Here is a 3,423-nt window from a genome sequence, read left to right as displayed (position 1 = left end):
GCTTGAACCCTTACTGGCTGTGCCGTGTCAGTGAGGCGGCATTATAGAGATCGCCGTCACGTTGGCAACCCCTTTTTGCTGTTTTTTTTGATTTTCTGTTCGTTGGGATAATTTTTATTCAAAAAGAGTTGTTTTGACGCTATTTCTGTTTAATTTATCTTATGGCGTCAGTTATTAAAGGAGACGAGCATGTCATCAATTCGTAGTTATAGAGGAATATCCCCACAAATCGGACAGCGCGTCTATATAGATAGTAGCTCGGTGTTGGTTGGCGATATTGTTTTAGGCGATGATTCCAGCATATGGCCATTGGTTGCAGCCAGAGGCGATGTAAACCATATTCACATTGGCCAACGTAGCAACATTCAAGATGGCAGCGTACTGCACGTGACTCATAAAAACACCGAAAACCCGGATGGTTTTCCACTTATTATTGGCGATGACGTCACAATTGGCCATAAAGTGATGCTGCATGGTTGCGTAATCCATGATCGAGTCTTAATTGGCATGGGAGCAATTGTGCTCGATGGCGTAGTCGTTGAATCGGAGGTGATGGTTGGAGCTGGCAGTTTAGTGCCACCAAACAAGGTATTGGTTAGCGGCTATCTTTATGTAGGATCCCCAGTGAAACAGATCCGCCCGCTAACAGATAAAGAGCGAGCTTTTTTGCTTAAATCTTCCGACAACTATGTGCAGAACAAAAATGACTATCTTACGAGTGTCAAAGAAAGCCATTAACTAAGCTTTAATCTCTATTTGTCCATCTAAGTTGAACGCTTCATCTTCAATCAAGCTTTCAGCAAGCTCTTCAAGGTCAAATCGCCATTGTTCAAAAACTTGAATAGCTTGCTCACCGTTAGTAATCATCTCACCAGACAGATGGCTCAGTACTGACTTGTGTACCGTACACTCGAGCAGAGCTCCCGCGTGTTGAGCAGGAAAAAGTACGCTTTGGCTTGCCGAGTGCCACGTTTGTCGGTCAGGAAATAAAATCGCTTGATTCATGATTAGCCTTCTAGATTTTTTCTCAGTTCTCTCAATATTTGTCGAGAACCCGGCCTGAGTCCTCGCCATAGCATAAAGCTCTCCGCAGCTTGCCCAACCAACATCCCCAAACCATCATAGGCATGAGCGCAATGATGACTTAATGCCCACTGATTGAATGTTGTTAATCCTTTGCCATACATCATGTCATAGGCCACACTGCTCTTACTGAAGATCGTCGGAGCGATGTTTGGCAATTCACCATCCAAGCTGGCCGAGGTCGAGTTAATGATGAGGTCAAAATGTTGATTAATCTCTTCCAACGCGATTGCTTTTACCGCGCCAAAGGGACTAAAAAGCGTGGCGAGCTGCTCGGCTTTTGCAAAGGTACGGTTGGTAATCACGAGACTTGCAGGATGCTGATCGAGTAAGGGCTTAATCACGCCGCGCGCCGCGCCGCCAGCACCAATCACTAAAATAGAAGCGTCTCGTAGTGGCACTTGGTACTGAAGCAGATCTTGAACCAGCCCTTCTCCATCGGTGTTATCACCAATAATTTCGCCATCATCTAATTTTTTCAGTGTATTGACCGCGCCTGCAAGTTGAGCTCGCTCGGTTAATCGATCCGCAAACTGATACGCTTCTTCTTTAAAAGGCACGGTAATATTGCACCCTCGACCACCGGAGGCAAAAAAGGTTTCAGCCGCTTGTTTAAAGCCATCTAGAGCCGCGAGTTGAGCGGTATAGTGCATTTCCTGACTGGTTTGCCGTGCAAAAAGTGTGTGGATCATCGGCGACTTACTGTGCCCAATTGGATTACCAAATACTGCATATTGATCAATGTGCTGAGCCATATCCTTGCCTCTCGATAATTAACAGGGCCACCTCGGCGACCCTATCATTGAAAATGTACCGCGGTCACCACTCCCTCGGCAGCAAGAAGGTGTTTAATTTCGCCTCTGCGCTGCCCTCTTCCGCTTGATAACGATATTGCCAACGAGCTAATGGCGGCATCGACATTAAAATCGATTCCGTTCGACCGCCACTTTGCAAACCAAACAATGTGCCGCGATCATACACTAAGTTGAACTCTACATAGCGACCACGGCGATAAAGTTGAAACTGGCGCTCTCTGTCACCGAACTCCATCGCTTGACGACGTTCAACAATCGGCAAATACGCAGCGGTGTATCCTTTACCGACAGCTTGCATATAAGCAAAACAGCGCTCAAATCCCCAAGCATTTAAATCATCGAAAAATAGGCCACCAATACCGCGCGTTTCATTGCGATGAGGGAGGAAGAAATACTCATCGCACCACGATTTATGTTCGGCATACACTTTTTCACCAAAAGGAACACACAGTGCTTTCGCTGTGGCATGCCATGATTGAGCATCTTCTTCAAACGGATAGAAAGGCGTTAAGTCAAATCCTCCGCCAAACCACCAGATAGGATCTTCGCCTTCTTTTTCAGCGATGAAGAAACGAACATTGGCATGAGAAGTCGGAACATAGGGATTGTTTGGATGCATCACCAAAGAAACCCCCATCGCTTCAAAATGACGTCCAGCTAATTCAGGGCGATGCGCGGTCGCTGAAGCGGGCATTTGCTGCCCTTGCACATGTGAGAAATTAACGCCGCCTTGTTCAAAAACACGGCCTTCTTTCATCACTCGAGTTCGCCCACCGCCTCCCAAACGCTCACTCGGTTCGCGATGCCATGCATCTTCTTCAAACAGTGCTTGGCCATCCGCTTGTTCAAGTTGCTGGCAAATGGAATCTTGCAGCTCAAGCAAAAATTGTTTGACGGCTTGCTTATCAATGGTTGGCATCGCTTGCTTCCTTAGCAGGGTTAACCCTGTCTTAATACTTGTGAGGTTTTCGCGTCACGAATTTCACTGGGCTTATTTCGACCACCGGTTTGACCATCTAAAATCGCAACCAGTTGCTCACCCAGTTGCGATTCAACTTCTTCCGTTGTCAGGCAAGGTGCAAGACCACTTAAATTCGCACTGGTCGAGGTTAATGGTTTTCCAAACGCATTGCATAGCTTTTGCACTAAAGGATGATCTGTCACACGTACGGCTATCGAATCAAATTGCCCACTCACCCAAGTAGAGACTTTATCACTGGTCGGCATTATCCATGTCACAGGGCCAGGCCAGGTGGCATGCACTCGTGCAAGCTGCTCTGATGTCAACTGGCTCTCATCAATATAAGGAAGCAATTGTTCGTAAGAGGCCGCAATTAAAATCAACCCCTTTTCCACAGGACGCTGCTTGAGCGCTAAGAGCTTCTGAATGGCTTGCGGGTTATCTGGGTCACACCCAACCCCAAACACGCCTTCCGTTGGGTAGGCAATTACTTCACCGTCACGTAGAGCCTGCAAAGTGTGTTCAAAGTTATTCACAAAAACTGTCCATCGGTTTCTTTAATAC

General features: G+C 46.8%; 5 protein-coding genes. 1 reads left to right on the top strand and 4 read right to left on the bottom strand.

Going from position 1 to position 3,423, the window contains the following annotated elements; all coding sequences use genetic code 11:
- Positions 1–189: 189 nt before the first annotated feature.
- Positions 190–738, top strand: coding sequence for a gamma carbonic anhydrase family protein (locus tag AACT21_RS07985; RefSeq protein WP_094164499.1), 549 nt, complete (start codon positions 190–192; stop codon positions 736–738).
- Here AACT21_RS07985 and AACT21_RS07980 read toward each other — a convergent pair whose 3' ends face one another.
- The 4 genes from AACT21_RS07980 to AACT21_RS07965 all read right to left on the bottom strand — a co-directional run bounded on the left by AACT21_RS07980 (position 739) and on the right by AACT21_RS07965 (position 3,395).
- Complete coding sequence (locus AACT21_RS07980; protein WP_010319906.1) at positions 739–1,005, bottom strand: DUF1488 family protein; 267 nt, start codon at positions 1,003–1,005, stop codon at positions 739–741.
- Between the two features lie 2 nt (positions 1,006–1,007).
- Positions 1,008–1,838, bottom strand: a complete 831-nt coding sequence (gene aroE, locus AACT21_RS07975; protein WP_017043691.1) for a shikimate dehydrogenase — start codon at positions 1,836–1,838, stop codon at positions 1,008–1,010.
- 64 nt (positions 1,839–1,902) lie between these two features.
- Positions 1,903–2,817, bottom strand: coding sequence for an oxygen-dependent coproporphyrinogen oxidase (gene hemF / locus AACT21_RS07970; protein ID WP_094164498.1), 915 nt, complete (start codon positions 2,815–2,817; stop codon positions 1,903–1,905).
- Positions 2,818–2,837: 20 nt separating this feature from the next.
- Positions 2,838–3,395 carry an L-threonylcarbamoyladenylate synthase gene (locus tag AACT21_RS07965; protein ID WP_017043689.1) on the bottom strand — a complete coding sequence of 186 codons (558 nt, stop codon included), beginning with the start codon at positions 3,393–3,395 and terminating at the stop codon, positions 2,838–2,840.
- Between the last annotated feature and the right edge of the window lie 28 nt (positions 3,396–3,423).

Origin of the sequence: Vibrio sp. V08_P9A1T1, assembly GCF_963874405.1 — a bacterium.
Lineage (GTDB): Bacteria > Pseudomonadota > Gammaproteobacteria > Enterobacterales > Vibrionaceae > Vibrio > Vibrio anguillarum.
The sequence above is the reverse complement of the archived record's forward strand: the minus strand, read 5'-3'. Positions and strand labels throughout refer to the sequence as shown.

Excerpts from the sequence above, each read along its gene's own strand:
- AACT21_RS07985 (WP_094164499.1), top strand. The coding sequence starts at position 190 with ATGTCATCAATTCGTAGTTATAGAGGAATATCCCCACAAATCGGACAG.
- AACT21_RS07980 (WP_010319906.1), bottom strand. The coding sequence starts at position 1,005 with ATGAATCAAGCGATTTTATTTCCTGACCGACAAACGTGGCACTCGGCA.
- aroE (WP_017043691.1), bottom strand. The coding sequence starts at position 1,838 with ATGGCTCAGCACATTGATCAATATGCAGTATTTGGTAATCCAATTGGG.
- hemF (WP_094164498.1), bottom strand. The coding sequence starts at position 2,817 with ATGCCAACCATTGATAAGCAAGCCGTCAAACAATTTTTGCTTGAGCTG.